This is a genomic window from Chrysiogenia bacterium (assembly GCA_020434085.1).
Classification (GTDB): domain Bacteria; phylum JAGRBM01; class JAGRBM01; order JAGRBM01; family JAGRBM01; genus JAGRBM01.
Genome location: JAGRBM010000342.1, coordinates 1 through 2,394 on the forward strand (window position 1 = coordinate 1; position 2,394 = coordinate 2,394).

The 2,394-nt window shown below is 62.6% G+C and carries 3 protein-coding genes; 2 read left to right on the forward strand and 1 reads right to left on the reverse strand.

Annotated features, from left to right (window positions below; translation table 11 throughout):
• On the reverse strand, nucleotides 1-777 hold a 777-nt coding region (locus KDH09_11830), incomplete at its 3' end, for an alanine--tRNA ligase (GenBank protein MCB0220377.1).
• A gap of 216 nt (nucleotides 778-993) precedes the next feature.
• On the opposite strand from KDH09_11830, the gene KDH09_11835 reads away from it, so the two are divergent.
• Together KDH09_11835 and KDH09_11840 are read left to right on the forward strand one after the other, a co-directional pair.
• Nucleotides 994-1,338, forward strand: a complete 345-nt coding sequence (locus KDH09_11835) for a type II secretion system protein (protein MCB0220378.1) — start codon at nucleotides 994-996, stop codon at nucleotides 1,336-1,338.
• A 38-nt stretch (nucleotides 1,339-1,376) separates the two neighbouring features.
• Nucleotides 1,377-2,394 (forward strand): DUF1549 domain-containing protein (locus tag KDH09_11840; protein MCB0220379.1); only part of this gene is annotated, 1,018 nt, incomplete at its 3' end.

The following is a 2,394-nucleotide window of genomic DNA, read 5'->3' on the forward strand; positions in this document are numbered from 1 at the left end:
AGGAAGCGGCTCGAAGGTGCCTTCGGGCGTTGCGTTGTATTGGATGAAGACGTTGTTCCAGATCTCGATGCAGCTCGCGTCACTGCCGTTTACGAGCTTCGCGCCGGCCTTCTGCCGCTCCTCGTCGAGGTCGCGCGGGCCGGGCGTGAGGTCGATGTGAATCTCGGTGCACGGGCCGCAGGGGCCGGTGTCGCCCATCATCCAGAAGTTGTCCTTCTTGTTGCCGTTGACGATGTGGATGTCGGGATCGAGGCCGATGCTGCGGAACTTTTCCGCCCAGATGTCCCAGGCCTCCTGGTCGCGGCCAGCAGGATCGCCCTTCGATTTGTCCGGCTGATAAATCGTGGCGAACACACGCGTCGGTGGGAATTTCCAGCGCTCGATGACGAGTTCCCAGGCCCAGGAGATGGCGTCCTTTTTGAAGTAGTCGCCGAAGGACCAGTTCCCCAGCATCTCGAAGAGCGTGTGGTGGTAGGTGTCGAGGCCGACGTCCTCGAGGTCGTTGTGCTTGCCGCCGGCGCGGATGCATTTCTGCGTGTCCGCCGCGCGGGTGGGCAGGCCTTTGTGAAGGACACCGGGCCAGGTGTCCACGTCCGCGCTGCGCTCGCCGAGGAAGATGGGCACGAACTGGTTCATGCCCGCGTTGGTGAAGATGCGCGCGCCGTCGCGGCTGGTGTAGCCGACGTTGTCGCTGGGCACGATGGTGTGCTGCTTCTCCTTGAAGAAGTCGAGGAAGGATGCGCGGATTTCGGCGGCGGTGGGGATCTTGGCGGACATGAGGCGGGCGGGAAAGGGGCGCGCACTATGCCGGGATGCGCCCGGGAGGCAAGAGCCGTCCGGCCCCGGTCATCCCTGATTTCCCGGCCATGGCCCCCGGGACATTCAAATCCGCCCTTGTAATAAATTGGTAAATATTGTAATTTCCATAACTTAATGCAGGCTAACCCACCCATCATTTCCAAATCACGCCGAACCCGGCAAGGGTTCAGTCTGATGGAATTGCTCGTGACGATTGCCATTCTGGGAGTCTTGGCGACCATCGGGATCGGAGCCATGGGAGGCGCCCGGCAGGGAGCGGTGGATCAGAAGGACAAGCGCAACGCCCAGGAAATTGCCAGCGTGGCGGCCATCGCGAGCGCTGCCGGGGCGTCCTTCGTGGTGCCCGGCGATGAAAAAGCTACCATCGTGAATCTCAAGAACGGCTGCTCCCCGAGCACCGGGGCCTTCAAAGGCCGGGTCTTCAAGCTGCCCAACCTCGGCGAACCCGAGATCAACGGCGCGATGCGCTTTCTGGCCCTCAACGACTCCGAACTGCAGTACCGGCTGGACGGCAGCTAGAGGGGGATTCTGGCGGGTATAAATTCGAACCCGCTGTCATGGAGAATACCGCCCCGGGTCAAGATTGGACCGGCGCGAACGTATCACCCTGCGTGATACGCCCCCTCGTCACCCTTGCCGTCGTTTCGTCCGCCCTCGCGGAGCCCGTCGACTTTTCCAAGCAGATCCGCCCGATCCTGAGCGAGAACTGCTTCTTTTGCCATGGCCCCGACGAAAAGAAGCGCGAGGCCGGCCTGCGCCTCGACGAGGAAACAAGCGCTAAAAAGGACAACGACGGCGTGATCGCCGTGGTGCCTGGGAAGCCGGACGAGAGCGCCCTGATCCAGCGCATCGTGACGACCGATCCCGACGAGATCATGCCGCCACCGAAGCAGCACAAGACGATCTTGCCCGCGCAGATCGCCCTCTTGAAGGAATGGATCAAGCAGGGGGCCAAGTGGGGCGGACACTGGAGCTATGAGAAGGTCGTGAGGCCGGAGGTTCCCCGTTCGCAGTTCTCTGTTCGCAGTTCCAAGCCGAATGCCATTGATGCGTTTCTGGCGGCTCGCTTGGAGCAGGAGGGGCTGCAGTTTTCACCTGCTACAGATCGTGCCACTCTCATCCGCCGTGTGGCGCTCGATTTGACCGGGCTGCCGCCGACGTTGGAGGAACTCGCACGCTTTTCGTCCACCAAGTCAGACACGTCCGACCTGTCCGACGTCGTGGCGCACTACCTCGCCAAACCAAGCTACGGCGAGCACTGGGCGCGCCAGTGGCTCGATCTCGCGCGTTACGCGGACTCGTCCGGTTATCCGAGCGATCAGCCGCGCGAGATCTGGGCCTACCGCGACTGGGTGATCCGTGCGCTGAACGCGAACATGCCGTTCGATCAGTTCACCATCGAGCAGCTCGCGGGGGATCTGCTGCCGCATCCGACCGACGACCAGCTCATCGCCACCGCGTTTCACCGCAACACGATGACCAATACCGAAGGCGGGACCGACGACGAGGAGTTTCGCGACGCTGCCGTCAAGGACCGCATTGCCACGACCGGGCAGGTCTGGATGGGGCTGACCG